At 72.8% G+C, this 25,616-nt stretch carries 24 protein-coding genes and 1 riboswitch; of the genes, 7 read left to right on the forward strand and 17 right to left on the reverse strand.

The window, feature by feature from the left end; genetic code table 11:
* Positions 1 to 81: 81 nt before the first annotated feature.
* Positions 82 to 1,161 carry an alkene reductase gene (locus tag ACIQMR_RS03775; RefSeq protein ID WP_401382431.1) on the forward strand — a complete coding sequence of 360 codons (1,080 nt, stop codon included), beginning with the start codon at positions 82 to 84 and terminating at the stop codon, positions 1,159 to 1,161.
* Between the two features lie 128 nt (positions 1,162 to 1,289).
* Here the strand turns inward: ACIQMR_RS03775 and thpD are convergent, their stop codons facing one another.
* The 5 genes from thpD to ACIQMR_RS03800 all read right to left on the reverse strand — a co-directional run bounded on the left by thpD (position 1,290) and on the right by ACIQMR_RS03800 (position 5,937).
* Positions 1,290 to 2,183: an ectoine hydroxylase gene (thpD, locus tag ACIQMR_RS03780; protein WP_266375110.1), complete on the reverse strand. Its 894-nt coding sequence runs from the start codon at positions 2,181 to 2,183 to the stop codon at positions 1,290 to 1,292.
* Between the two features lie 3 nt (positions 2,184 to 2,186).
* Complete coding sequence (locus ACIQMR_RS03785; protein ID WP_266375111.1) at positions 2,187 to 2,591, reverse strand: ectoine synthase; 405 nt, start codon at positions 2,589 to 2,591, stop codon at positions 2,187 to 2,189.
* Positions 2,592 to 2,623: 32 nt separating this feature from the next.
* The gene (gene ectB / locus ACIQMR_RS03790) at positions 2,624 to 3,892 is read right to left on the reverse strand and encodes a diaminobutyrate--2-oxoglutarate transaminase (RefSeq protein WP_401382433.1); all 1,269 of its coding nucleotides are present in this window, start codon (positions 3,890 to 3,892) and stop codon (positions 2,624 to 2,626) included.
* A 106-nt stretch (positions 3,893 to 3,998) separates the two neighbouring features.
* Complete coding sequence (ectA, locus tag ACIQMR_RS03795) at positions 3,999 to 4,496, reverse strand: diaminobutyrate acetyltransferase (protein WP_401382435.1); 498 nt, start codon at positions 4,494 to 4,496, stop codon at positions 3,999 to 4,001.
* 340 nt (positions 4,497 to 4,836) lie between these two features.
* The gene (locus tag ACIQMR_RS03800) at positions 4,837 to 5,937 is read right to left on the reverse strand and encodes a pyridoxal-phosphate-dependent aminotransferase family protein (RefSeq protein WP_401382438.1); all 1,101 of its coding nucleotides are present in this window, start codon (positions 5,935 to 5,937) and stop codon (positions 4,837 to 4,839) included.
* A 100-nt stretch (positions 5,938 to 6,037) separates the two neighbouring features.
* On the opposite strand from ACIQMR_RS03800, the gene ACIQMR_RS03805 reads away from it, so the two are divergent.
* Both ACIQMR_RS03805 and ACIQMR_RS03810 read left to right on the forward strand, forming a co-directional pair.
* Entirely contained in the window at positions 6,038 to 7,126 is a 1,089-nt protein-coding gene (locus tag ACIQMR_RS03805) for an amidohydrolase family protein (protein WP_401382440.1), read from the forward strand.
* Positions 7,127 to 7,458: 332 nt separating this feature from the next.
* Entirely contained in the window at positions 7,459 to 8,391 is a 933-nt protein-coding gene (locus tag ACIQMR_RS03810) for an SCO1860 family LAETG-anchored protein (protein ID WP_401382690.1), read from the forward strand.
* 239 nt (positions 8,392 to 8,630) lie between these two features.
* Here the strand turns inward: ACIQMR_RS03810 and cobC are convergent, their stop codons facing one another.
* From cobC to ACIQMR_RS03825, 3 genes are read right to left on the reverse strand one after another with little or no spacing between them, the layout of a single operon-like run.
* Positions 8,631 to 9,725, reverse strand: a complete 1,095-nt coding sequence (gene cobC, locus ACIQMR_RS03815; RefSeq protein WP_401382443.1) for an Rv2231c family pyridoxal phosphate-dependent protein CobC — start codon at positions 9,723 to 9,725, stop codon at positions 8,631 to 8,633.
* Positions 9,709 to 10,527, reverse strand: coding sequence for a sirohydrochlorin chelatase (locus ACIQMR_RS03820; protein ID WP_385479258.1), 819 nt, complete (start codon positions 10,525 to 10,527; stop codon positions 9,709 to 9,711). Before ACIQMR_RS03820 ends, cobC begins: the two co-directional genes overlap by 17 nt.
* Positions 10,524 to 11,009, reverse strand: coding sequence for a cobalamin biosynthesis protein (locus tag ACIQMR_RS03825; RefSeq protein ID WP_401382446.1), 486 nt, complete (start codon positions 11,007 to 11,009; stop codon positions 10,524 to 10,526). Before ACIQMR_RS03825 ends, ACIQMR_RS03820 begins: the two co-directional genes overlap by 4 nt.
* Positions 11,010 to 11,056: 47 nt before the next feature.
* Between ACIQMR_RS03825 and ACIQMR_RS03830 the strand changes: the two genes are divergently transcribed.
* Complete coding sequence (locus ACIQMR_RS03830) at positions 11,057 to 11,800, forward strand: ZIP family metal transporter (RefSeq protein WP_401382449.1); 744 nt, start codon at positions 11,057 to 11,059, stop codon at positions 11,798 to 11,800.
* A gap of 20 nt (positions 11,801 to 11,820) precedes the next feature.
* Here ACIQMR_RS03830 and ACIQMR_RS03835 read toward each other — a convergent pair whose 3' ends face one another.
* The 7 genes from ACIQMR_RS03835 to ACIQMR_RS03865 all read right to left on the reverse strand — a co-directional run bounded on the left by ACIQMR_RS03835 (position 11,821) and on the right by ACIQMR_RS03865 (position 20,299).
* A complete protein-coding gene (locus tag ACIQMR_RS03835; protein WP_401382451.1) occupies positions 11,821 to 13,206 on the reverse strand; it encodes a cobyrinate a,c-diamide synthase in 1,386 nt (461 codons plus the stop codon).
* The gene (gene cobO / locus ACIQMR_RS03840; protein ID WP_401382453.1) at positions 13,200 to 13,808 is read right to left on the reverse strand and encodes a cob(I)yrinic acid a,c-diamide adenosyltransferase; all 609 of its coding nucleotides are present in this window, start codon (positions 13,806 to 13,808) and stop codon (positions 13,200 to 13,202) included. The genes ACIQMR_RS03835 and cobO overlap by 7 nt, the downstream gene beginning before the upstream one ends.
* Positions 13,808 to 15,850: a putative cobaltochelatase gene (locus ACIQMR_RS03845; RefSeq protein WP_401382692.1), complete on the reverse strand. Its 2,043-nt coding sequence runs from the start codon at positions 15,848 to 15,850 to the stop codon at positions 13,808 to 13,810. Before ACIQMR_RS03845 ends, cobO begins: the two co-directional genes overlap by 1 nt.
* A 38-nt stretch (positions 15,851 to 15,888) precedes the next feature.
* Positions 15,889 to 17,469: a cobyric acid synthase gene (locus tag ACIQMR_RS03850; RefSeq protein WP_401382455.1), complete on the reverse strand. Its 1,581-nt coding sequence runs from the start codon at positions 17,467 to 17,469 to the stop codon at positions 15,889 to 15,891.
* On the reverse strand, positions 17,466 to 18,446 hold the full coding sequence (locus tag ACIQMR_RS03855) for a cobalamin biosynthesis protein (protein ID WP_401382457.1): 981 nt from the start codon (positions 18,444 to 18,446) through the stop codon (positions 17,466 to 17,468). Before ACIQMR_RS03855 ends, ACIQMR_RS03850 begins: the two co-directional genes overlap by 4 nt.
* A 51-nt stretch (positions 18,447 to 18,497) precedes the next feature.
* A riboswitch (cobalamin riboswitch) is annotated at positions 18,498 to 18,583 on the reverse strand.
* Positions 18,584 to 18,781: 198 nt separating this feature from the next.
* Positions 18,782 to 19,003, reverse strand: coding sequence for a hypothetical protein (locus ACIQMR_RS03860; protein ID WP_266375122.1), 222 nt, complete (start codon positions 19,001 to 19,003; stop codon positions 18,782 to 18,784).
* Positions 19,004 to 19,015: 12 nt separating this feature from the next.
* Positions 19,016 to 20,299, reverse strand: a complete 1,284-nt coding sequence (locus ACIQMR_RS03865) for an anion permease (protein ID WP_401382459.1) — start codon at positions 20,297 to 20,299, stop codon at positions 19,016 to 19,018.
* Between the two features lie 314 nt (positions 20,300 to 20,613).
* Between ACIQMR_RS03865 and ACIQMR_RS03870 the strand changes: the two genes are divergently transcribed.
* The 3 genes from ACIQMR_RS03870 to ACIQMR_RS03880 all read left to right on the forward strand — a co-directional run bounded on the left by ACIQMR_RS03870 (position 20,614) and on the right by ACIQMR_RS03880 (position 24,094).
* Positions 20,614 to 21,306, forward strand: a complete 693-nt coding sequence (locus ACIQMR_RS03870; RefSeq protein WP_401382461.1) for a class II aldolase/adducin family protein — start codon at positions 20,614 to 20,616, stop codon at positions 21,304 to 21,306.
* A 61-nt stretch (positions 21,307 to 21,367) separates the two neighbouring features.
* Positions 21,368 to 22,495, forward strand: coding sequence for an alpha/beta hydrolase (locus ACIQMR_RS03875; RefSeq protein ID WP_401382464.1), 1,128 nt, complete (start codon positions 21,368 to 21,370; stop codon positions 22,493 to 22,495).
* Between the two features lie 192 nt (positions 22,496 to 22,687).
* On the forward strand, positions 22,688 to 24,094 hold the full coding sequence (locus ACIQMR_RS03880; RefSeq protein WP_401382466.1) for a hypothetical protein: 1,407 nt from the start codon (positions 22,688 to 22,690) through the stop codon (positions 24,092 to 24,094).
* Positions 24,095 to 24,097: 3 nt separating this feature from the next.
* On the opposite strand, the gene ACIQMR_RS03885 is transcribed toward ACIQMR_RS03880, so the two are convergent.
* Together ACIQMR_RS03885 and ACIQMR_RS03890 are read right to left on the reverse strand one after the other, a co-directional pair.
* Positions 24,098 to 24,502 carry a VOC family protein gene (locus ACIQMR_RS03885; protein WP_401382469.1) on the reverse strand — a complete coding sequence of 135 codons (405 nt, stop codon included), beginning with the start codon at positions 24,500 to 24,502 and terminating at the stop codon, positions 24,098 to 24,100.
* A 165-nt stretch (positions 24,503 to 24,667) separates the two neighbouring features.
* On the reverse strand, positions 24,668 to 25,558 hold the full coding sequence (locus ACIQMR_RS03890; RefSeq protein WP_266375128.1) for a neutral zinc metallopeptidase: 891 nt from the start codon (positions 25,556 to 25,558) through the stop codon (positions 24,668 to 24,670).
* Between the last annotated feature and the right edge of the window lie 58 nt (positions 25,559 to 25,616).

Consider the following 25,616-nt stretch of genomic DNA (forward strand, 5'->3'; position numbering starts at 1 on the left):
CAATGAATGCGTTACAGTGGCAGGCGTGGTCATTACTTGGCCGACCAATTATCCCTGCCCGCCTGTTTCCCGGGAGCTGACATGACCCTCGCCTTCGACCCGATCGACCTGTCGGGCACGCGGCTGTCCAACCGCATCGCCATGGCGCCGATGACCCGCAGCCGCGCTTTCGGACCCGGGCTCAGCCCGACCGACTCCACCGTCGAGTACTACGCGCAGCGCGCCTCGGCCGGACTGATCATCACGGAAGGCATCCAGCCCTCCGTCGTGGGCCAGGGCTACCCCGACACTCCCGGCCTCCACTCCGAGGAGCAGACCGCGGCCTGGCGTCGGGTGACCGACGCCGTGCACGCCAGGGGCGGCCGGATCTTCGCCCAGCTCATGCACGCGGGCCGGATCGGGCACCCCTCGCTGCTGCCGGGCGAGCTCGCCCCGGTCGGCGCCTCGGCCGTGGCCGCCGACGGCCAGCTCTTCACCCACGAAGGCCCCAAGGACTTCGTCACCCCGCGCGAGCTGACCTCCGACGAGGTGCGCGCCACGATCGACGATTTCGCCGCCGCCGCGCGCAACGCCGTGGAGGCCGGCTTCGACGGCGTCGAGCTGCACGGTGCCAACGGCTACCTCATCCACCAGTTCCTCGCGCCCAACACCAACCTCCGCAGCGACGAGTGGGGTGGCTCCGGCGAGGCCCGTATCCGCTTCGCCGTCGAGGTGACCAAGGCGGTCGTGGCCGCGATCGGCGCCGAGCGCACCGCGATCCGGATCTCTCCCACCAACGGGTACAACGACATCGCCGAGCCCCTCGACGACGCCGAGCGGGTCTACCCCGCGCTGGTCCGTGAGCTGGACGCGCTGGGCCTCGCGTATCTGCACATCCTGGAGGGCGGGCCCGGGGTGCGCGAGCTCACCCTCGCCCTGCGCAAGGAGTACGCCGGCACCGTCGTCCTCAACGCGGCGACCGACGGGCCGACCGGCCACGGTGAACTCGCCCTGATCGAGGACGGCGTCGCCGACCTCGTGTCGTACGGCGCGCTCTTCCTCGCCAATCCGGACCTGCCGGCCCGGCTGAAGACGGGCGGCCCCTACAACGCTCCGGACATGTCGACGTTCTTCGGCGGCGACGACAAGGGCTACATCGACTACCCGGCGCTGACCGACTGACGGACCGACCGACGGCTGACCGAGTGACCGGCCGGCCGGCCGCTCGGCGGCTGATGGCCGATCGACGACAGGCCGAAGGGGGCCGGTCGCGCACCCGCGACCGGCCCCCTTCCGTGCTGTCACCGCCGTCACCGCACCGGCGAGAAGTCCCTCGAGCCGATGAACGACGGCCGCGGCACCGGCGCCGCGAAGGGGTCCTGCGCGGCGTTGTCGACGCTGTTGAACACGATGAAGACGTTGCTGCGCGCATACGGGGTGATGTTGTCCCCGGAGCCGTGCATCGCGTTGCAGTCGAACCAGGTAGCCGAGCCCGCACGGCCCGTGAACAGCCGGATGCCGTGCCGGTCCGCGAAGGCGGTCAGCGCCTCGTCCGAGGGCGTGCCGGCGTCCTGCATCTGCAGCGACTTCTTGTAGTTGTCCTTGGGCGTCTCGCCCGCGCAGCCCAGGAACGTCTTGTGCGACCCGGGCATGATCATCAGCCCGCCGTTGGTGTCGAGGTTCTCGGTGAGCGCGATCGACACCGACACGGTCCGCATGCGCGGCAGCCCGTCCTCTGCGTGCCAGGTCTCGAAGTCCGAGTGCCAGTAGAAGCCCGAAGCCCCGAAGCCCGGCTTGACGTTGATCCGTGACTGGTGGACGTACACGTCCGAGCCGAGGATCTGCCGCGCCCGCCCCACGACGCGCTCGTCGCGCACCAGGGCCTCGAAGAGCTCGCTGATCCGGTGCACCTCGAAGACGGAGCGCACCTCCTGCGACTTCGGTTCGACGATCGAGCGCTCGTCGGCACGAACCGACGGGTCGGAGACCAGCCGGTCCAGCTCGGCGCGGTAGACCGCGACCTCGTCCGGAGTGATCAGCTCGTCGATCGCCAGGAAGCCGTCACGCTCGTACGACTGGAGCGCGGACGGGGAGATCGGGCCCGGCGCCCCGGGCGGGGACCAGACCACCGGGTCCTGGCGGGGGACGGCCGTCTCCGCGGCGCCGCGGGTGGGATAGAGATCGGTGATCGCGGTGGTGGTCATCTGTCAGCCCTCCTCGGACTCGGTGAGCAGCGGGTAGACGCCGTTCTCGTCGTGGTCCTCCCGTCCGGTGACGGGCGGGTTGAAGACGCAGACGCAGCGGAAGTCCGTCTTGGGACGCAGGGTGTGGCGCTCGTGACCGTCCAGCAGGTACATCGTGCCGGGCTCGATCCAGTGCGCCTCGCCTGTCTCGTCGTTCGTCAGCTCCGCCTCGCCCTCCACGCAGAGCACGGCCTCGATGTGGTTCGCGTACCACATCGACGTCTCCGTACCCGCGTACAGCACGGTTTCGTGGAGGGAGAAGCCGACCCTCTCCTTGGCGAGCACGATGCGCTTGCTCTCCCAGGTGCCGGACTTCGACCTGACGTGCCGGTCGGTGTTCTCGATGTCCTTGAACGATCGGACGATCACAGTGGTGCGCTTCCTCTCCTGCTTGCGGTGTTTCAGGCGGTCTCACGGACGGCGCGGGCGAGCGTTCGCAGCCCCTCGTCCAGTTCGTCGGGCGTCACGGTGAGCGGCGGCAGCAGTTTCACGACCTCGCTCTCCGGGCCCGAGGTCTCCAGCAGCAGACCGAGTTCGAAGGCCCGGGCGCAGACCGCCGCCGCCCGGCTCTTGTCGGCGAACTCCAGGCCCCAGACCAGTCCGCGGCCGCGGTAGTGGGCGCCGTACGCGGAGTTCTCGTCGCAGACCGCCAGCAGGGCCTGTTCGACCTGCTCGCCACGGGCGATCGTCTGCTTCTCCATCTGGCCGTCGGACCAGTACGTGTCCAGCGCGGCGGCCGCCGTGACGAAGGCGGGGTTGTTGCCGCGGAACGTGCCGTTGTGCTCGCCCGGCTCCCAGATGTCCAGTTCCGGGTTGAACAGGCAGAGCGACATGGGCAGTCCGTAGCCGCTGATGGACTTCGACAGGGTGACGATGTCCGGGGCGATGCCCGCCTCCTCGAAGGAGAAGAAGGCACCGGTGCGGCCGCAGCCCATCTGGATGTCGTCGACGATGAGCAGCATGTCCTGGCGGTGGCAGAGATCGGCGAGCGCGCGCAGCCATTCGGCGCGGGCCACGTTGATACCGCCCTCGCCCTGCACGGTCTCGACGATCACGGCCGCCGGCTTGTTGAGGCCGGAGCCCTGGTCCTCCAGCAGCCGCTCGAACCAGAGGAAGTCCTGGACCTGACCGTCGAGGTAGTTGTCGAACGGCATCGGGGTGCCGTGCACCAGCGGGACACCGGCGCCGGCGCGCTTGAAGGCGTTGCCGGTGACGGCGAGCGAGCCCAGCGACATGCCGTGGAAGGCGTTGGTGAACGAGACGATCGACTCTCGGCCCTTCACCTTGCGGGCCAGTTTGAGCGCCGCCTCGACGGCGTTGGTGCCGGTCGGGCCGGGGAACATCACCTTGTACGGAAGGTCGCGCGGCCGCAGCACGATGTTCTGGAAGGACTCCAGGAAGGCGCGTTTCGCGGTCGTCGCCATGTCCAGGCCGTGGGTGATGCCGTCGCGCTCCAGGTAGTCGATGAGCGCGCGTTTGAGTACCGGGTTGTTGTGGCCGTAGTTGAGTGATCCTGCGCCGGCGAAGAAGTCCAGATAGGTGTGGCCGTCTTCGTCGGTGAGCCGTGCGCCCTGCGCGCGGTCGAACACTGCGGGCCAACCGCGGCAGTAGCTGCGCACCTCCGACTCCAGGGTCTCGAAGACACTCAGGGCGGGCGGGGTGATGGTCACAGCGTTTCACTCCTGATGTGGGGGTCGAACGGAGCTCGGGCGTTAGGTCTGTGGGCGATCGGTGCGGTCCGGTGCCGGACCGTGCCGGTCGGGGGAGCGGACCGGGTCAGCCGGCGATCGGGCCGATGCGGTACAGCACTTCGGGCTCGTGCCCCCCGTCGGGGAACAGCCCTCCCTCGAAGAGCACCTCGCGGTGCAGTGACGCGCCGTGCCGGTCCGCGTACGAGGTGAAGAGCCGGTCGGAGGCGGTGTTGTCCGGGGTGACGGTCGTCTCGATCGAGCGGATGCCGTGCCGCGCGGCGACGCGGTGGGTCAGCGCGTCGAGGAGGGTGCCCGCCAGGCCGCGGCCGCGGTGCGCGTCGTCGACGGCGACCTGCCAGACGACCAGCGTCTGCGGGCGCTGCGGCCGGATGTAGCCGGTGACGAACGCGATCGGCTCACCGTCCGTGCCGCGGGCCACCACGGAGGTGGCGGCGAAATCGCGGCACCACAGCAAATAGCTGTACGAGGAGTTGAGGTCCAGGACCTCGGAGTCGCGGGCGATGCGCCAGATTGCGGCTCCGTCCTCCACGCGTGGGCTGTCGATGCTCAGTGCGGTGGTCATGCGAATTGAATTTACCGAGCCAATTCGCAAATTGCATCGAGGGGAGGGGTTGGGTGGAGCGGCTTTCTGTGTTATCGCGCGGGCGCGAGCTCAAGCGCTGGGCTGAGGCGAACTCTCCCTATTTGACCGGGAGTTATCGGGCAAAAAATCTTGCGTGTGGTGTCTGTCACATGCTCGTAACGCGCCCGGAATGAGGCTTGGATCTTGTTGCAACTTTGGTGTTTAGGGTCAGGGAAAGCGGGCAGAAGAATACGGGGAGCTGCTCACGATAAAGCAGCTCCCCGCATTCTTTTATTAATGCGCTATTTGTTTGTCGATGAGATGCCGGACACGCTGGACATTAGTTTTGCCAGGCCTCGGCGGCGGCGCGCCGGGCGCCCTCCACGTCCGCCCCACGGCCGTGCTCGCCGAGGGCGGCGCCCAGCGCCGCCAGCGAGGACTGCACCACGTCACACGTCGCATCCACCCCGTAGTGGTTCACCCGGATCATCTCGGTGGACAGCGCCCCTCCGCCCGCGACGAGCGGCAGCGACGGGTCTGCCGCCAGCGCCTTCGCGACCAGGTCCGAGGCGTCGACCCCGGCGGGGGCGCGCAGCGTGGTCGCCACCGGCGCCGCGTCCCTCGCCTCGTGCACGTACGGCGTCACGCCGCCCAGCGCGAGGGCGCCCGCGCGCGTCGCCGCGGCGGCCGAGGCGTGCCGCGCCATGAGCGCTGCCGGTCCCTCCGCCTCGATGCGCTCCAGGCACGCCTGGAGCGCCAGCATCTCCAGCTGCGCGGGCGCGTGCAGCAGTGCCTTGCGGCCGCCGTCGATCCAGCGCTCCTTCCAGTCCAGCAGCGACAGGTACGAGCGCCGGGGCGCGGCCGGGTTCGCCGCGAACCGCTCCCACGCGCGCTCGCTCACCGACACGGCCGAGACCCCGGCCGGTCCGCCCATCGCCTTCTGCGCCCCGATCACGCACAGGTCCACGCCCCAGGCGTCCGGCAGCAGCGGCTCCGCGCCCACGGAGGCCACGGCGTCCAGCATGAACAGCGCGCCGTGCGCCCGGACCACCTCGCCGATCTCCGCGACCGGGTTGGTGTTGCCGGTCGCCGCCTCGGCGTGCACCAGTGAGACGAAGTCGATCTCCGGGTGCCTCTCCAGCACCCCGGCGATCTGCTGGGCCGTGACCGCCGTGTGGAACGGCACCTCCAGATCGGTCACCACGGCACCACAGTCCCGCAGCCAGTTCCCGAAGGTCTGCCCGTACGGCCCCGTGACCACGTTCAGCGCGGCCGAGCCGGGCCGGGCGCCGCCGCGGATGCAGCCCTCCAGCGGGAGCAGTGCCTCGCCCTGTGTGATCACGACGTCCGCCTCGGTGTCGAGGAGGGCGGCGACCCGTCGCTCGATGGCCGCGAACTGCGCGGCGGTCAGCGGGGGCAGGTCCAGGAACGGGTGGCTCACGGTGGTGCTCGCTTCGGTCGAGAGGGTCGGCGATCGGGTCGGACGGGTGTTCGCTGATGTCCTCGGTCGAGCGTAGAGCAGGGCTCGTAGAGTGCTGGTCATGAGCGATCACGTGGTGCTGCATGTGAAGGGGCGGGTGCTCGTCGGGCCGCAGGAGGTACGGGACGAGCTGTGGGTGGTCGGCGGGCGTGTCACGTACCGGCGGCCGGTCGCCGGGGATGTGCGCACCGTCGAGGGCTGGGCTCTGCCCGGGCTGGTCGACGCGCACTGCCATGTCGGGCTCGACCAGCACGGTGCGGTGGACGAGGCCACCAGCGAGAAGCAGGCGCTGACCGACCGCGACGCCGGGACGCTCCTGATCCGCGACGCGGGGTCGGCCGCCGACACCCGGTGGATCGACGACCGCGAGGACCTGCCGAAGATCATCCGGGCCGGCCGGCACATCGCCCGCACCCGCCGCTACATCCGCAACTACGCCCATGAGATCGAGCCCGACGATCTCGTCGCCTATGTCGCCCGTGAGGCGCGCCGCGGCGACGGCTGGGTCAAGCTCGTCGGCGACTGGATCGACCGGGAGGCCGGCGACCTCACCGCCTGCTGGCCGCGCGACGCCGTCGAGGCGGCCATCGCCGAGGCGCACCGCCTCGGCGCCCGGGTCACGGCGCACTGCTTCGCCGAGGACTCGCTGCGGGACCTCGTCGAGGCGGGCATCGACTGCATCGAGCACGCGACCGGGCTGACCGAGGACACCATTCCGCTGTTCGCCGAGCGCGGCGTCGCGATCGTCCCGACGCTCGTCAACATCGCCACGTTCCCGCGGCTCGCCGACGGCGGCGAGAGCAAGTTCCCGCGCTGGTCGGACCATATGCGGCGGCTCCACGAGCGCCGCTACGACACCGTCCGCTCGGCCTACGACGCGGGCATCCCCGTCTACGTCGGCACGGACGCCGGCGGGACGCTGCCGCACGGGCTCGTCGCGGCCGAGGTCGCCGAGCTGACGACGGCCGGGATCCCGGCGGTCGACGCGCTCTCGGCGACGACCTGGGGCGCGCGGAGCTGGCTGGGGCGGCCGGGCCTGGAGGAGGGCGCGCCGGCGGACCTCGTCGTGTACGAGGCCGATCCGCGGGCGGACGTACGGGTGCTGGCCGCGCCGCGCAGGGTGGTCATGCGGGGCCACGTCGTCGGGTGACGGGCCGAGTCGGTCGGGCGACCGCGTTGACGGGGCGTGACGCGGGGGCCGTGCCGATCGTTGTGCCTCTTCGGTCCGCCGTCGTGTGCCACCCGCAGGTCAACCGGCGTACGCCCCGTACGCCCGTCTCAGGAGGGACGTAAGGGAACGCCCGTACCTCGTTAATCGAATGCGAGCACGGAAACCCCACTTTGGAGTGAACTCACTTCAGGTGTCTGTCGGTTCACTCTCAGTGCGTAAGGATTCCGGTGTTCTCAGTCGCCGCCGCCGCGCACGCGTCCCTGTGGCGGGCGGCCCGGCGACGCCATGTCTCCTGTGGGGGTTCCACCACCGTGAACAGCAACAGCTTCCGTATGCCCGTACGCCGCTCCGCGGCCGCGATGGCCGCCACGGCGCTCGCCGCCGGACCCGTGGCGCTCGCCGCCCCGGCCCATGCGACCGGCGGCGGCGACGGGCGCGCGAGCGCGGTCGTCCTCCGCACCGGCCTTGACGTCTCCCTGCTGAACAAGACCGTCGAGGTGCCCCTGAAGGCGTCCCTCAACGAGGTCGAGGCGCCGGAGAGTGCCGAGAAGACCGCGCTGGCGGTCCAGTTGGAGGGTGTCGACGGGGGCCGGCCGGTGAGCGTGCTGAGTGCTGAGGTCGCCACCGCGAAGGCGACCGCGGACCGGTACAGGGCGGAGGGACACGTCAACCTCGCTCACGCCAAGGTGCATGTGCCGGGGCTGCCGTTGCTCTCCCTCATCGAGGTCGAGAAGGTCACGTCCAAGGCGGTCTGTGAGACGGGCAAGAGGCCCGTGGCGGTGTCGAACCTGCTCGGGTCGGTGAGGGTGCTCGGGAAGAAGACCACGCTGAGCACCGGAGGTACGACGCGGGTCAAGGTGCCCGGTGTCGGCGAGGTCGCCCTCGAACTGTCGAGGACGCGGACCACGTCGCGGACGGCCGCGGCCACCGCGCTCGAACTGAAGGTGTCCGTCAACCCGCTCAAGCTGAACGTCGCCGAGGTCGAGGGCACGCTGACGCTCGCCCACGCGACCTGTGAATCGCCCACGGGCCGCGCGCAGGAGCCGCCGACGAAGGCTCCCGACGTCAAGCCCCAGACGGGTGGCGACCCGGGCAAGGCCGCGCCCGCGGAGGCGCCCGCGAAGGAGAACCTCGCGGCGACCGGCGGCAACGGGACGACGCCGTACTTCGCGGGCGGCGCGGTCGTGCTGCTGCTCGTGGGCGGCGGCGCGGTGGCGCTCGCACGCAGCCGGGCACGCGGCTGAACCGAGGGGCGCCTCCGGCGGGTCACCTCGGGCGAGGCGCCTCCGGCCTCCGGCGCGGTGGAGGGCCGGGGTCGTCCGCCGGACGCGGACCGGCGGGCGGTTGAGGCCCGCCTCTGGACCGCGGTCCAGAGGCGGGCCCGTGGCACCCACCCCGATCGGTCCACCCGAGTCGGCCCATCCCGCTCGGCTCCCCGCTCCACCACCGCGCTACGGCCGGCACGCCGCGTAAGAGAAGGGCCTCAGCCGCGTACCGCCGTCGCGCCCACGCCCGTGAGGGCCTGGTCGAGGGCTTGGAGGAAGCGGTTCGTCGTGGGGCGGTCGCGCACCGCGAGGCGCAGCCAGTGGCGGTCCAGGCCGGGGAACGTGTCGCCGCGGCGGGCCGCGAAGCCGAGCGTCCGCAGCCTGCCGCGCACCTCGTCCGCGCGCTCGATCCGCACGAGGACGAACGGTCCCTCCGCCTCCGTCACCATCCGCACCTCGTCGAACTCCGCGAGCCCCGCCAGCAGATGCGCCCGGTCCGCCGCGATCCGGTCCGCCGCCGCCGCGGCCTCCGCGAGCGCGCGCGGCGACATGCACGCCTCCGCCGCCGCGAGCGCCGGAGTCGCCACCGGCCACAGGGGCTGCGCGCGCTCCAGATCGGCGATGGTCTCCGGAGCGGCGAGTACGTACCCGATCCGCAGCCCCGCGAGCCCCCACGTCTTCGTGAGGCTGCGCAGCACCACGAGCCCCGGCACATCGGTCCGCGACGCCAGCGCCTCCGGCTCACCCGGCACCGCGTCCATGAAGGCCTCGTCGACCACCAGGATCCGCCCCGGCCGGGCGAGCCGGGCCAGGTCGTCGGCCGGGTGCAGGACGGAGGTCGGGTTGGTCGGATTGCCGACGATCACCAGATCCGCGGACTCCGGCACGACCGCCGGGTCCAGCCGGAAGCCGTCCTCCGCACGCAGCAGCACCCGCTCCACCGCATGCCCCGCGTCCCGCAGCGCCGCCTCCGGCTCCGTGAACTGCGGGTGCACCACGACCGGACGGCTCGCCCGCAGCCCGCGCGCGAGCAGCACGAACGCCTCCGCGGCCCCCGCCGTCAGCAGCACCCGCTCCGCCGGCAGCCCGTGCCGCGCCGCGACCGCCTCCCGCGCCGCCCGGCCGTCCGGGTAGGCGGCGAGCGAGAGCAACGACTCGGCGATGCGTTCGCGCAGCCACACCGGTGGTGTCCCGGCGCGGACGTTGACCGCGAGATCGGTCAGCCGTCCGTCGCGCACCTCCGCGTCACCGTGGTGCCGCAGATCGTGGAAGTCGTCGCGGAAGCCGTCGTGGAAGTCAGCCGGCGAGTTCATGCTCGTCCTGCAGGTCTCGGGGCTGTGGCGGTTCGGAACCGGCGACCGCCTCCCGGTAGCGCTCCACGACCAGATCGGCCAACTCCTCGCCGGCGCCGATCGGTTCGGCGTACCGCACCTGCGTGTCCGGATGCGCCTCCGCCCAGCCCTCCGCGTGCAGCCGCGCCCGTTCCACCGGACCGCCGTCGAACAGCACGTACGGCAGCACCACGATCCGACGGGCCCCGAGCCGTACGCACCGGTCCAGCCCCGCCGGGACGTCGGGCGCGGCCGTCGACACGAACGCCGTCTCCACCCCCGCGTATCCCCGGCCTTCCCACAGCAGCCGAGCCGCCCGGTGCACCTGCGCGTTGGCCTCCGGGTCGGCCGAGCCGGGAGCGACGAGCAGGACCGTCACCTCGGCCCGGTCCCGTGGCGTACGGGCGGCCCCGCCCAGGGCCTCGTCCAGCCGCCGCTCCAGCAGCGCGAGCAGCGCCGGGTCAGGGCCGAGCACCCGGCTCCGGGTGACGGACAGCCCGGGGTGGCTCGCGCACGCGGCGGTCAGCGCCGCGGACAGCCCGTCATCGGCCCGCCGGTCCGGCACCAGCGCCAGCGACACGGCGGCCAGCCGCTCGGCACCCGCCGCGACGAGTTCGTCCACGGCCTCGCCGAGCGGCCATCGCTCCGCACCGACGAGACCGGCCGTGACGGGGATTCCGGGATGGCGGCTGCCCAGGTGCTCCACGAAGTCCAGGAGCGCCGCGGCTCCGGCCTCGTGCCGGGCGCCGTCGGCTGCGATGAGCAGTGCGGGCGGGGAAGTCACGCGTTCTCCTTGCCGTGGGGGCGATGCTGCCGATGCTGCCCGACCGGGCCGCTGTTGGTCACGTCCGGGATCATGTCCAGTTCCGGAATCGAGGAATCCGCTCGGCGCACGATGGCACAGGTCACCGCGCCGGGTCCTGCCTGACCTCCGGATTTCCGTTTCGCCGCCACGAGTTCTCCTCCACCCATGAGCGCGGCCGCCTCGGCCACCGACGCAGTGCCCAGGGCGGCCGCCGGCGTCTCGGACGGATGCGGCACCCGCACCCGGGCCAGTTCACCGGCGGGATACGTCCACAGCGGCACACCGAGCGCGGCCGCGGCGGCCACGATGCCCGGCTCGTGCGCCTTCGCGTCCACCGTCGCCAGCGCGACGACCGCCCCCTGCGCTGCCCCGGCCTCCCGCAGTACACGCCGGATCAGCCCCAGCACCTCGTCGACGGGCGCACCCCGGCGCGCCCCGACCCCCACGACGAGCCCGCTCATGGCGTGGCATCCGGCGCCGACGGGGCCGGATCGGCTAGCAAGAACGCATGGCGGTGTTCGTCGCGCTCGGCGCGTTCCTGATGACGCTGTTCGGCGGCTGGGCGGCCGGACGCGTCACCGACCGAAGACATCTCGTGCTCGGCCTCGCGGGCGGTCTGATGCTCGGCGCGGCCGGACTCGACCTGCTGCCGGAGGCGATGGCGGCGGCGGGCCGGGAGGTCTTCGGCGTGCCGCAGGCCATGCTGCTGTTCGCCGGCGGATTCCTCCTCGCCCATGTCGTCGAACGACTGCTCGCGGGCCGCCACGCGGCGCACGGCGCGTACAACGGCGGGCCGCACAGCCACGACCACCGCGTCCCGCAGATCGGCATGACCGCTGCCGCGGCCATGGTCCTCCACAGCCTCATGGACGGCATCGCCATCGGTGCGGCCTTCCAGGCCGGCGGCGGAATGGGCGCCACCGTCGCGCTCGCCGTCATCACCCACGACTTCGCTGACGGCTTCAACACGTACACGATCACCAAGCTGTACGGGAACGAGCGCCGCAAGGCCCTCGCCATGCTCCTCGCCGCGGCCCTCGCCCCGGTCGTCGGCGCCGCCTCGACCCTGCTGTTCACCATGCCGCAGGAACTGCTCGGCAGCTACCTCGGCTTCTTCGGCGGCGCGTTGCTCTACCTCGCGGCCGCGGAGATCCTGCCCGAGGCGCACCACGAGCATCCGGCCCGGTCCACGCTGCTGTGCACGGTCGCGGGCGTCGCGTTCATCTGGCTGGTGACGGGCCTGGCGGAGTGACGCCCGGCGCCCGCGCGCCGTCACGCCGCCGCGTCCCACAGCGCGCACTTCCCCACGAACCGGCGCGCCGCTTCCGGCGCCCCCGCCCAGTGCGTATGCACGTAACTCGCGTGTACGCCGCCCTGCACGAAGCCCTCCACACGGCGCTCGGGCTGCCGCAGGCCCCAAGCCGGGCTCGCGCCCGCGCCCGGCTCCAGCACGGTGCGGTGGAACTCATGACCGCGCATCCGGGTTCCGGCCGCGGCCAGCACGCTGTCGCTCACCGCCACCGCGTCCCGGTAGCCCAGCGTCAGCCGCTCAGACATCCGTGCGTCGGCGTCCAGCACCCCGCACATGGGCTTCCCGTCCAGCGAACGCGCGAGATACAGCAGCCCGGCACACTCGGCGGCGACGGGCGCGCCGGCCCGCGCCAGCTCCGCGACGGCCTTGCGGAGCCGGGAGTTGGCGGAGAGCTCGGGAGCGTAGACCTCGGGGAAGCCACCGCCGACGACGACGCCGCGGGTCCCTTCGGGGAGGCTCTCGTCGCGCAGCGGGTCGAAGGGGACGACGTCCGCGCCGGCGGCCCTCAGCAACTCCGCGTGCTCGGCGTACGAGAACGTGAACGCGGCCCCGCCCGCGACCGCGATCACCGGAGCCTGCGGGGCCGCGCTGCCGGCCCCGTCACCGGCGTGCGCCGGCAGTGCGTCCCGGGGGTCCCACGCCTCGGCGCGCAGCTCCGGCGCGCTGCGCGCCAACGCCAGCAGCCCTTCCAGATCGCATCCCAGCCGCACCTGCTCCGCCTGCGCGGCAACCGCGTCCAGCGCCTCCGCGTGCCGCTCCGCGACCGGCACAAGCCCCAGGTGCCGCGACGGCGTCGCCACCGCGGGCGCCCGCCGCAGCACCCCGAGCACCGGCACCCCGGACTCCTCCAGCGCCTCACGCAGCAGGGCCTCATGGCGGTCGGTCGCGACCTTGTTGAGGATCACGCCGCCGAGCCGCACCTGCGGGTCCCAGGACGCGAAGCCGTGCACCAGCGCGGCCACGGAACGGGACTGCGACGAGGCGTCCACGACCAGCACCACCGGTGCGCGCAGCAGTTTCGCGACCTGGGCCGTCGAAGCCAGTTCACCGGCGCCCGCCGCGCCGTCGTACAGCCCCATCACGCCCTCGATCACGGCCAGTTCGCAGCCGCGTGCACCGTGCGCGAAGAGCGGTGCGATCAGGTCCGTACCGCACATGTAGGCGTCGAGGTTGCGTCCGGGGCGACCGGTCGCGAGGGCGTGGTACCCCGGGTCGATGTAGTCGGGGCCCACCTTGTGCGGGGACACGGCCAGCCCACGCGCCGCGAAGGCGGCCATCAGGCCGGTCGCGACGGTGGTCTTCCCGCTGCCCGAGGCCGGGGCGGCGATGACGAGACGTGCTACCACTCGATGCCCCGCTGGCCCTTCTGGCCCGCGTCCATCGGATGCTTGACCTTGGACATGTCGGTGACGAGATCGGCGAAGTCCTGCAGTTCCTGCGGAGCGTTGCGACCGGTGATCACCACGTGCTGGGTGCCGGGCCGGTCGCGCAGCACCTGGATCACCTCGGCGGTGTCGAGCCAGCCCCAGTGCAGCAGGTACGCGAACTCGTCGAGGACGTAGAACGTGTAGGTCTGCGCCGCCAGATCCCGCTTGACCTGCTCCCAGCCCTCACGCGCCTTGTCCTCGTGGGACTGCTCGCCCTCCGCGGGGGCGCGCTGGATCCAGGACCAGCCCTCGCCCATCTTGTGCCAGTCGACCGTGCCGCCCTCGCCGCTCGCGCCGAGGACCTTCAGAGCGTTCTCCTCGCCCACCTTCCACTTCGCCGACTTGACGAACTGGAACACCCCGACCGGCCAGCCCTGGTTCCAGGCGCGCAGCGCCATTCCGAAGGCGGCGGTGGACTTGCCCTTGCCGATGCCCGTGTGCACCATCACCAGCGGGCGGTTACGGCGCTGGCGGGTGGTGAGTCCGTCGTCCGGAACGACGGCCGGCTGTCCCTGCGGCACTACGCTGCCCTCCTGTTGCGTACGGTGCTGTTGCCCTGCGTGGTCGCCGCCTGTACGTCTCGGACGAGTCCGGCGATGCTCTCGGCCCGCAGTTCGTCCAGGGTGACGGCGGTGCCGCCGAGTTCACGGGCGAGATTCCCGGCGAGGCCGAGCCGTACCGGCCCCGTCTCGCAGTCCACGACCACTGCCGCGGTGCCCTCGGCCGCGTGCAGCCGCGCGGCGCGCGACGACAGACCGAGGGCGTCGGCGCCCCGTGCGCCGGTCGCGCGGCCGTCGGTCACCACCACCAGAAGCGCCCGGCGCGAAGGATCGCGCAGCCGCTCCACGCGCAGTACGTCGTGCGCCTTCAGCAGTCCGGCGGCCAGCGGGGTCCGCCCGCCCGTCGGCAGCTCCTCCAGGCGCGCGGCGGCCGCGTCCACGGAGGACGTCGGCGGCAGCGCCACGTCCGCGCCGGTGCCGCGGAAGGTGACCAGACCGACCTTGTCGCGACGCTGGTACGCGTCCAGCAGCAGCGAGAGCACCGCACCCTTCACGGAACTCATGCGCCGGCGGGCCGCCATGGAGCCGGAGGCGTCCACGACGAACAGCACGAGATTGCCCTCACGGCCCTCGCGGGTGGCCTGCCGCAGATCGTCCCGGCGGACCACGAGGCCGGGACCCGACCGGCCCCGCGCCCGCTGGTGCGGGGCCGCGGCCTGTACGGTCGCCGCCAGATGCAGCTTGGTGAGCGCTCCCCGGGGCCGGCGCGCGCCGGTGGTCCTGCCGTGCTCGGTACGGGCGCGGGAGCGCCGCCCCGCGGCCCCTTCGCCGAGCCCCGGCACGCTGAGCGTCTTCGTGCGGAACGGCTCGGCGGCCCGTACGGCGGCCTGCTCGCCCGCGCCCGCGCCGGGGGGTGCCGCCGGGGCCTCGGCCGGCTCGTTCTCCCGCCGGTCGGGCGGGCCGGATTCCGGCCCCTGGCCCTGCGGCGGGATGCCGCCTCCGCCGTCGGGACCGCCTTCGGGACCGCCGTCGGGACCGTCCGGCCCTCCGTCCGGGTCCGGATCGGGATCGGGGTCCTGCTGGTCGTTCCCGCCGAACTGCTCCAGGGTCTCGTCGAGTTTGTCCTCGTCGAGCCCGGGCGCGTCGAACGGGTTGCGCCGGCGCCGGTGGGGGAGTGCGAGGAGCGCGGCGCGGCGTACGTCCTCCTCGGCAACGTCCGTACGCCCCGCCCACGCGGCCAGCGCCGTCGCCGTCCGCGCCATGACGATGTCGGCCCGCATGCCGTCCACCTCGAACGCCGCGCAGGTCGCCGCGATCTGACGCAGCGCCGCGTCGCCGAGCTCCACCCGCGGCAGCAGCGACCGCGCGGTCACGATCCGCTCGCGCAGCGCCGTCTCCTCGTCCGCCCAGCGGGCCGCGAAGGCCGCGGGGTCGTCGTCGTAGGCGAGCCTGCGCCGTACGACCTCCACCCGCTGCTCCGGTTCCCGCGAGGCGGCGACCTCGACGGTCAGCCCGAACCGGTCGAGCAACTGCGGCCGCAGCTCGCCCTCCTCGGGGTTCATCGTGCCGACGAGCAGGAAACGCGCGGCATGCCGTACGGACACACCCTCGCGCTCCACGTACGAGGCACCCATCGCGGCGGCGTCCAGCAGCAGGTCCACCAGATGGTCGTGGAGGAGGTTCACCTCGTCGACGTACAGCACCCCGCGGTGGGCGTCCGCGAGCAGACCGGGCTCGAACGCCTTCACCCCGTCCGCGAGCGCCCGCTCGATGTCGAGCGCGCCGACGAGCCGGTCCTCCGAGGCGCCGACGGGCAGTTCGACCATCCGCGCCGGCCGTGCCGTACCGGCGGCCGGCTCGTGGGGGCCGTCCGGGCACCCGGGGTCCGGCGCGCCGGGAGCACAGGAGAACCGGCAGCCCGCGACGACGTCGACGTCCGGCATCAGCGCCGCGAGGGCACGTACCGCGGTCGACTTGGCCGTGCCCTTCTCGCCGCGCACGAGCACGCCGCCGACGGCCGGGCTGACCGCGTTCAGCAGGAGCCCGAGCCGCAGATCGTCCATCCCGACGATCGCCGTGAACGGATAGTGGGGTGCGTTGCTCACTGTGCGGCTCCAGGGGTGGTTCCGGCGTCGGGGGCACCGGGGAGGGCGGGCGCCCCGGGTGCGATGAACGGCAGGCCCGAGGGCGCGCCGCCCTCGATCAGGCGCAACAGGGCGTCCGTGTCGGCGTGTTCCTCGATGAGGTCGCCGAGACGGTCGAGCTGTTCCTCGCGCAGGGCGGCGAAGGAGGTGTCGGGGGCGGGGACGAAGCGGCGGCCCGCCGCCGCGGCGACGACCCGCAGGAACGACCGGCGGAAGCCGTCGCTCTCCAGGGAGCCGTGCCAGTGGGTGCCCCAGACCGATCCGGCCCGGCAGCCGTCCAGACCGTGTCCATGGCCGTCGGAGATGAACGGTTCTCCGCCCAGGACCTCGGCGACGCCGTGATGGATCTCGTACCCCTCCACGGGCTGCCCCAGGGCCTGGCCGGACGGCCGGGTGAGGGTCTTCTCGCGCGCGAACCGCACCCGGACCGGCAGCAGTCCGAGACCGGTCACGGCACCCGCACGCGATTCGACCTCGTCGTCGATGTGTTCACCGAGCAGCTGGTAGCCGCCGCAGATGCCGAGCACCGGCCGGCCGTCCGCCGCGCGCCGCGCCAGCGCGTCCGCGAGACCGCGCGCACGCAGCCACTCCAGGGCGCGCACGGTCCCGCGCGTGCCCGGCACGATCACCAGGTCGGCGTCGGTCAGCTCCTCGGGGCGGTCGACGAAGCGCACGACGACGCCCGGTTCGGCCGCCAGCGCGTCCACGTCCGTGAAGTTGGACATGAGCGGTACGGCGCAGACGGCCACCCTCAGCACGTCCTCGCCGACCGGCGGTGCCACCACCGACTCCCGTACGGAGCCGCGAAGCGAGACCCGCAGCCCGTCCTCCTCGTCGATGCCGAGGCCGTGCGTGTACGGCAGCACTCCGAACGTCCGTCGCCCGGTGAGCCCGTGCAGCATCTCCAGACCGGGCTCCAGGAGGCTCACATCGCCGCGGAACTTGTTGACCAGATAGCCCGCGACCAGCTTCTGGTCCTCCGCGTCGAGCAGCGCCGTCGTGCCGAAGAACTGCGCGAACACTCCGCCGCGGTCGATGTCGCCGACGACCAGCACGGGCAGGCGCGCGGCCCGCGCGATACCCATGTTCACGATGTCGGTGCGGCGCAGATTGATCTCGGCGGGGCTTCCCGCGCCCTCACAGATGACGGCGTCGTAGGTGCGCCGCAACTCCTCCAGGCACTGCACGACCGGCTCGAACAGGGTTTTCTGCCTGCCTCCGTGGTAGCCGCGCGCGCTCAGTTCGCCCACCGGCCTGCCCATCAGCACGACCTGGCTGGAGCGGTCGCTGCCGGGCTTCAGCAGCACCGGGTTCATCAGGGCCGAGGGCTCCACGCGGGCCGCCTGTGCCTGCATGGCCTGGGCCCGGCCGATCTCCGCCCCCTCGCGGGTGACGAAGGAGTTGAGGGACATGTTCTGCCCCTTGAAGGGCGCGACCTTCACGCCCTGCCGCACCAGCCACCGGCAGATCCCCGCCGTGACGACGCTCTTGCCCGCGTCCGACGTGGTGCCGGCGACCAGCAGTCCGCCCCCGCTCATGTCCGCCTCCGCCTCATGGCTCCGGCGGCCAGGCGCGCGCCCGCGCACACCGTGAGCGCCAGCACTCCGACGCGCCGGGACAGCCGTACCGCCCGTTCGATGTCCGCGACCTCGACGGCCCGGCCCTCACCGTTGAGCACGGGCCGGTGCTCGATGCGGCCGCCGTACGAGAGCGTCCCGCCGAGCCGTACGCCGAGCGCCCCCGCGAACGAGGCCTCCACCGGACCGGCGTTGGGGCTCGGGTGCTTCGCCGCGTCGGCGCGCCAGGCGCGTACGGCACCGCGCGGATCGCCGCCCGCGACCGTCGCCAGCACCGCCGTCAGCCGGGAACCGGGCCGGCCCACGACATCGTCGAGGCGCGCCGAGGCCCAGCCGTAGCGCCGGTAGCGGGCCGACCGGTGGCCCACCATCGCGTCCAGTGTGTTGACGGCCCGGAAGCCGGCGAGCCCCGGCACTCCGCCGAGCGCGCCCCACACCAGCGCGCCGACGACCGCGTCCGAGGTGTTCTCGGCGACGGACTCGACGACGGCCCGGGCGATGCCCGGACCGTCCAGCGCCTGGGGATCGCGCCCGCACAGATGCGGCAGGCGCTCCCTCGCGAGCTCGATGTCCCCGGCCGTCAGCGCCCCGCCGATCGCCCTGGCCTCACGGCCCAGTGACGTACCGCCGACGACCGCCCAGGTGGTGGCGGCGGTCAGCGCGATCGTCGCGGTACGGGAGCGGCGTACGCAAGCGGCGGCCAGCGCGCCCGCGGCGACCGCGCCACCGGCGCACACCGCCGTGTGCAGAGCGCCCCACCCGCGGTGGTCGCGCCACAGGATCCGTTCGACCGCGGCGGCCGCCCGGCCGAACGCGGCGACCGGATGCCCACGGCGTGGATCACCGAGGAGCAGGTCGCCGGCGAGTCCGGCGGCGGCGCCGTACGCGAACGTGATTCCCGGGCATGACGAGCCCGGGCCCCCCGGTTCGGCAGGCATGTTCGTCCTCACTCAGGGTCCGCGCCCCGGCTCGACGTGACCGGCGGGAGAGAGTTTCTGGCTCCGGGGTGCTCCGGTGAGGGCGAGCGCACCCGTGACAGTGGCGGGACCGCGCCGGATTCTCACCGGCTTCCTCTGCTGCCGCCGTAATGGCTCCGGAAGTCCACCACGGGCCGCGAACACCCGTCAACTCGCCCTTGACCTGCGACAGGACAGTGTGCGGAGGCCCACACGGGACCGCGCGGGGCTTACGGGAGAGCGCGCACACGACAGGGGCCGGGCCCCACCCCGAGGGTGTGCCCGGCCCCTGTACCGAGGACGTGTCGTGAGCGTCGTCAGGCGACGATCAGATAGATCCCGTAGGCCACCGCCGTCGCGCAGAGCGCGAAGCAGGCGTACGCGCCCGTGCGGGCGAGTCCCGCGGAGCCTCCCTGCGCGGCCGCGGCCTCCTGCTTGGAGAGGCCCGCGACGCCCAGGGTGAACAGGCCCACGAGGGCGACGGTGACGACGAGGCTCACGCCGAAGACGGAGCCCAGAGCTGCCCAGTCGATCTTCATGCTGTTCTTTCCTTAGACCGTGGCGGCGGGCGCCGGAGCTGCGGACGTGGAGGCGGCGGCCGCCGGGGCGGCCTCGGCGGCCGGAGCCGGGATGGTGGCCATGAGGCCCTCGGCCGCGGCGGCGGCACCGGTCGGCGGCGGGGTGACGGCCGCGATGGCGGTCGTCACCACTCCCGCGGGCTCGGCCTCGGTGATCTCGTCGTGCGTGACGTTCGTGTGGTCCACCGGCTTGCGGCGCGAGAGCGACCAGATGACCCCGGAGCCCGCGATCAGCAGTACCGCCACGGCGGCGATGCCCCAGGTGCCCTGGCTCGTGAGGAACTCGGCACCGGCGCCGACCAGACCCGCGGCCGGCAGGGTCAGACCCCAGGCGACGAACATCCGGGTCGCGGTCGACCAGCGGACGACACCGCCCTTGCGGCCGAGGCCCGCGCCCATCACGGCACCCGAGCAGGACTGGGTGGTGGAGAGCGAGAAGCCGAGGTGCGAGGAGGCCAGGATGACCGTCGCGGCGCTGGTCTGGGCGGCGAAGCCCTGCTGCGGCTGGAGGTCGGTCAGGCCCTTGCCCATGGTGCGGATGATGCGCCAGCCGCCCAGGTACGTACCGAGCGCGATCGCGAGACCGGCGGAGACGATGACCCACAGCGGGGGGTTCGAGCCCGGCGCAAGGACACCGCCGGTGACCAGGGCCAGGGTGATGACGCCCATGGTCTTCTGCGCGTCGTTGGTGCCGTGGGCGAGGGAGACGAGGCCGGCGGAGGCGATCTGGCCGGCGCGGTAGCCCTTGGACGTGGCGCGGTCCTGGGCCTTGCTGCCGATCCGGTACGTCAGCCTCGTCGCGACCAGCGCGGCGAGTCCGGCGACGAGCGGCGCGGCGACGGCCGGGATCAGGACCTTGGTGACGATCGTGCCGCCGTTGACGGCCGAGAAGCCCGCCGACATCACCGCGGCGCCGATGAGGCCGCCGAACAGGGCGTGGGAGGAGCTGGACGGCAGGCCCAGCAGCCAGGTCAGGAGGTTCCACAGGATCGCGCCGACGAGCGCCGCGAAGATCACTTCCGTGCGTATGCCCTGTTCGTTGATGATCCCGCCGGAGATCGTCTTGGCGACCTCGACGGACAGGAACGCGCCGACCAGGTTCAGCACGGCGGACATGGCCACCGCTGCCTTGGGTCTCATCGCCCCGGTCGAGATGGTCGTCGCCATGGCGTTGGCGGTGTCGTGGAAGCCGTTCGTGAAATCGAACACGAGAGCTGTCACGACGACAATCGCGAGCAGCAGGGTGATGTGCTCCATTGACCGAATACCCAGGCAATCAGTTGGACGTCAGTGGCTTGGGTGAACGTAGGGTTACCGAGTGAACGGAAGATGAACTGGGGCGGGCGCTGGGGTGTCTCCAAGTGGAGTGCGACCGCTCCGCTTGCCGTCGAGGAGAGACGGCGAAAACCCGGCAGACCGGTGCGGACCCTCCTGGATCGGCCGTATACCGGGCTTCGCGCGGCCTCGGCCGCGATGCCGCCGGCTCGCCGCGGCCCTCCGCGCCCGGGCGCAGGAACCGCGGAAGAGATCCTGGTCACCCCGGCCGCCCCCGGGCCTGACACGATCGCCGTATGACACAGCAGCGGCACGAAGAGCGACGGGAATCGGTGTCCCGGGCCTGGGCGGAACTCGTGGCCACCGCCCGCAGAACCGCCACGGACGGCCTCGTCGTCGGGACCTCCGGCAATGTCTCCGTACGGGTCGCCACCGGCGACGGCGACATCGTCCTGGTCACCCCCAGCGGAGTGCCCTACGACCGGCTCTCCGACGAGGACGCCGTCGGGGTCGACCTCGACGGACGCCAGGTCCTCGGCGAGCTCACCCCCACCAGCGAGCTACCGCTGCACCTCGCCGTCCATCGCGCCACGGACGCCGCCGCCGTCGTCCACACCCACGCCGTGCACGCCACCGCCGTCTCCACCCTGGTGGCCGAACTGCCGCTGATCCACTACATGGCGGCGGCCCTCGGCGGGCCCGTCCGCGTCGCCCCGTACGCCCTCTACGGAACGGACGAGTTGGCGCGGAACATGCTCCAGGCACTGGAGGACCGCACCGGCTGCCTGCTCCAGAACCACGGAACCGTCACGTACGGAGCCTCCCTCGACCAGGCGTACGACCGGACCGCCCAGCTGGAGTGGATGTGCCGGCTCTGGCTCACCGCCAGCTCCCTGCCCGGACGTGAACCCTCCCTCCTCTCCGGCCCCCAGCTGCGCGACGTGGCCGACAAGCTCCGCGGATACGGCCAGTCCCGCCGCCCCCGCTGACATCACCCCTGCCGGCCCCCGTCCACTGGCAGCCCGGCAAGGACGTCACCACACTGGAACGGTGCGCCCGGCTACAGCGACGGCAGCGGCCGTCACCACCCTCATCGGCCTCGGTGCCGCCGCGTTCGCGGCCGGCCGTTACGCCAGCGACGCCGCGCTGAAGGCCCCCACCGGCCGGCCCCTGCCCGGCGAAGGACGGCTCACCGTCCACGCCACGGGGCCCGGCCGGATCACCCTCACCCGCAGCCTCTCCTCGCTGCGGCCCGGCACCTACGGCCTCACCGGGCCCGCCGTGCACGCCGTCGTCGGTCCCGTCCTCGACAGCGTGCCGCACGCCGCCGACACCGTCGTCCGGAGACTGGAACGGGTCGAGCACGGCAGCCTCGACTCCGGCACCAAGGTGCGGCTCACCCCGCAGGTGCACACCGGCAACCCCAGCAGCGCCCTCGGCATCGACCACGAGGACGTGGAGATCCCCGGCGAACTCGGCACCCTGCCCGGCTGGTTCGTCCCGGGGGCCCGCTCGACCTGGATCATCGCGGTGCACGGCCTCGGCGCCACCCGGGACCACACCATGAACGTGATGCCGTTCCTGAGCGACCGGCGCCTGCCCGTGCTGGCCATCTCCTACCGCGGCGACCCCGGAGCGCCCGCCTCCCCGGACGGGCTCGGCCACCTCGGCGACTCCGAATGGCGCGACCTCGACGCGGCTGTCCGCTTCGCCGTCCGCGGCGGCGCGGAACGCGTGATCCTGCACGGGTGGTCCACCGGCGCCTCGATGGCCCTGCACACCGCCGCCAGCTCCGCACTCCGCGACCGGGTCGCGGGGCTCGTCCTGGACTCCCCGGTGCTCGACTGGGAGACGACGCTGCGCGCGCTGGCAGCCGCACGCCGGATGCCGACCGCCCTGCTGCCCCTGGCCGTACGCGCCGCACAGGGCCGCACCGGACTGCACGGCGACCGGCTGCGGGCGGCCGCCGACCCGGCCGTCCTGCGCGTGCCCGCCCTGGTCTTCCACGGCCCCGACGACACCATCGCCCCCTGGGGCCCCTCCCGGGAGCTGGCCGCCCGCCGCCCCGACCTGGTCAGCCTGCAGACCGTGCCCCACGCTCCGCACGCCTCGATGTGGAACGCCGACCCGGCCCGCTACGAAGAGGCTCTCCGGCGCTTCCTCACACCCTTGATCTAGGCCGTGGTCCAGCCCTCGAAACGGCCTCTGGTCTGCGTTCCCGTCCGGCCTCGGCGCGCCCTCGATCCGGCCTCGGTCCGGGGCCCGGAGGCGTCCTCCGCGTCCTTCGGAGCCTCCCGGGCGAGGGCCTCTGAGCACGAGTTGACCGATTCCGTTTGGGCTTTCGGGCCGACAGCGGCAAGACTGCTCCCCGTGACGTCCCGTAACCTGCGCGACTCCAGGCTCCGTCTTGTCCGCCCACGTCCCCTCGTCACGGCCCGCCGTGCCGTGACGAACCGGCGCACCCGACCTGCTCCGCGCCCGCCCGAGGGCACCCCGCCCTCCGCGGAACTGGCCCGCCAGGCGCGCGAGGTCCTCGCCGACGCGGTACGAGTCGCCCGCTGGGCGGCCGCCCACCACGCGGAGGGCAGCGCGGCCGAGCGGGAACGGGCCGCCGCCGCCCTGGACCTGACTCCGGGCCAGATCCACGCGGGCTGGGACCGCGCCCGCCTCGCCGGACTCGTCGAACTCCACGGCGGGACCGCGCGCCCCGGCTGGCGGCTGAATGCCTGGGACCGCGACGACACCGCCGTGCTGCGCGGCTGGGTCGCCCTCTTCGACGCATGGTCCCTCGTGCACCCCGCACCCGCCGACGTGGCCCCTGCCGCCGTCGCCGAGGTCGTCGAGGCCGTCCCCCAGGTGCTCTCCCTGCTCCAGCTCTCCGCGGGGCCCGTACCCGTACCGGCTCTGCTCGACCTGCTCCAGCAGCGCGTCGCGGAACTCCGTGAGGAGCGCTGCGAAGTGCCGTACGGACCACAGCCCGACCCGGCGGTCGCCATCGCCGCCACGGCCGCCGTCGCCACCGGGACCGAAGGCCCCGCCGCCACGGCTGCCGGGGCCCCGCTCTCCGCCCTCCTCGACTGGGCCCTGGAAGGCCTTGCCGCCGTCGGCGCCCTGACCCTCGGGGACGGCCACGCCACCCTGACACCGCTCGGCAACTGGGCGGTGTGGGTCAAGCTCGAACAGATCTGTGTCGCCGCGCAGAGCCCCGCCGGCCATATCGAGCAGTCCGCCGAGGACATGCTCCGCGGCTGCGCGCGGCTCACCCCGGGCCCCGCCCGCGCCGAGTACCGCGCATGGCTCGCCGCCCGCACCGTCTCCAGCGCCGTCACGGAACTGCTCGCCGTGGCCCGCGGCGAGGACGCCCTGCTGCGCGGCCTCGCCTTCGAGGCGCTGCGCGTCGTGGGCGCCGCAGCCGAAGCGGACGTGCGCGCCGCCGTGGCGCAGCCTTCCCTGAGACCGTATGCCCTGCTCTGGCTGGCCGAGTACGAGGGAGCCGACCCCGAGGACACCGCCGAGGTGCTCACCCGTGAGGAGGCGACCTGGCTCTGGGTGGACACCGCGGCGGCCGTCGCCGACCACGGCGAGACCAGCCTGCTGGTGCGTCACCTCGACTCGGCCGTGCAGGGCACCGTCCCCGCCCTGCTCGACGAGGTCCGGGCGGTGGGCCACCCGCGCACCGTGCAGGTCCTGGTCGCCCTCGCGGCCGCCCACCCCGATCCGGCCCTGGCGAAGGCCGTCCGCAGGGCCGCCTTCCAGGTGCACACCGGCGGCGCCTGAGCGTCAGGAATCCGCCGCCCCCGGCCGGTACGTCCCGAAGCTCCAGACGTTGCCCTCCAGGTCACGTGCCATGTAGTCCCGGGCACCGTAGTCCTGGTCGGTGGGCGGCATCAGGATCTCCACGCCGTGCTCCACGGCCCTGTCGTGATGCGCGTCCGCATCGTCGACATGGACGAAGACGCCGACCGGGCCCGAGGACGCCATCAGCTTGTCGAACTCGCTGCCGGTGCCCTTGCTGCCCAGCATCACCATCCCGTTGCCGTACGACAGCTCGGCGTGCACCACCTTGCCGTCCTCGCCCTCGAACACCGCGCTGCCGGTGAAGCCGAAAGCCTCGGTGAGCTGCTTGATCGCGGCCTTGGCGTCCGCGTACAGCAGCGTCGGGCAGATGCTCGGTCCCTCCGCCATGCCGACCACCCCTTCTCCTCGTTCGACGACAGATCTGTGACCTGGGTCTCAGTCTGGCAGGGGGCACCGACAATGCCGGTGAACGAAGGAGAGTTCCGTCAACGGGCGATCCGTGCCGCGAATCGGCGGAAGACCATCAGCGGAACACGAATCAGCGGAAGACCATCAGCGGAAGGTGTTGCAGCGGGCCATGTCTCCGGTGCGGTAGCCCTCGTAGAACCACTGCTGGCGCTGCGCGGCCGAACCGTGCGTCCAGGACTCCGGAGTCACCCGGCCCTGGATCTTCTCCTGGATGCGGTCGTCGCCCACGGCCGCCGCCGCGTCCAGCCCGTCCCGGATGTCCTCGTCCGTCAGCCGCGTCAGCAGCGGTCGTCCGGTCCGCTCGTCCGGCGTGGTCGTCGCATGGCGTGCCCACACCCCGGCGTAGCAGTCCGCCTGCAGCTCGACCCGCACGGCGTTGCTGCCGGCACCCTGCCGCTGGTCCTGGGCCCGGGCCAGAGTGCCCATCTGGTTCTGGATGTGGTGGCCGTACTCGTGGGCGACGACATACGCCTGCGCGAACGGGCCGCCGGTCGCCCCGAACTTGGTCCGCAGGTCGTCGAAGAAGTCGAGGTCCAGATAGACCTTGCGGTCCGCCGGGCAGTAGAAGGGCCCCACCGCCGAGGTCGCCGTGCCGCAGGCCGTGCCGACCCGGCCGGTGAAGATCACGGTCGGCGCGTCCGTGTAGCGCCCGCCGCGCCTCGTGTACTCCGAGCGCCAGAAGTCCTGCACGCTGTTGACCACCGCGACCATGCGGCAGTCCTCGCGGACGTTCGCGTCGGCGCCCTTGCGGCAGCTCTGCGCGACCTGCGCGGCGGAGGAGGCGTTCGGCTCCGGGGCCGTGCCGCCCTCCGTCAGTCCGAGCTGGTCGGGGCCCACCCCGAAGAGCACGCCCAGGATCAGTGCCAGGAGACCGGCGATACCGCCGCCGATGGTGGCCTTCCCACCGGGAACGCGGCTGCGGCGCACATCCTGGACCTCCGATGTGTCCAGGTCGGCGTCGTCGTCGAACTGCATGATCCGAGTATCGACCAGCGTCGTGGCACTCGCCCCTTTTGCGGTGCTTCGCCGTGAC

Source organism: Streptomyces sp. NPDC091376 (assembly GCF_044757085.1).
In the GTDB taxonomy this organism is placed as follows: Bacteria; Actinomycetota; Actinomycetes; order Streptomycetales; family Streptomycetaceae; genus Streptomyces; species Streptomyces pratisoli.